Consider the following 443-nt stretch of genomic DNA (forward strand, 5'->3'; position numbering starts at 1 on the left):
GATAAGGGGCTTTTTAGCTATTCGCTGGTTACTGAATATCTTCAGAAAACTTGTCTCGACCAGAAAAGTATAGATTCTAGTCCTTGGGTGGAGGCGGTGCGAGGACTTCTCTAGATCCATTATGGCCGGCAGCACTGACAACACCAGCTTGCTCCATTGCTTCAACCAGGTTTGCAGCTCGGTTATAGCCTACCTTCAGCTTTCTCTGCACTGAGGAGATAGATACTCTTCTGGTTTCCGTAACAAATGCTACAGCCAGGTCGAACAAGGCATCTTGTTCGTTGTCTCCACCACCTTCTTCTGCAAAGGCTGCTACCGCGGGGTCTGAGCTATCGCCACCAGATAGAACCTCTTCAAGATAATTAGGTTGCCCGCGTTCTTTCCATGCTTCAACCACCTTATGAACTTCGTGGTCATCAACAAAAGCACCGTGAACACGAATT

1 protein-coding gene is annotated in these 443 nt (G+C 47.9%); it reads right to left on the minus strand.

Translation table 11 applies throughout. The features are described from left to right. Positions 1–76: 76 nt before the first annotated feature. Positions 77–443, minus strand: a 367-nt coding sequence (locus A3766_RS09985) for a DNA translocase FtsK (RefSeq protein WP_304440959.1), incomplete at its 5' end; no start/stop codon positions are given.

This window comes from Oleiphilus sp. HI0132 (assembly GCF_001635845.1).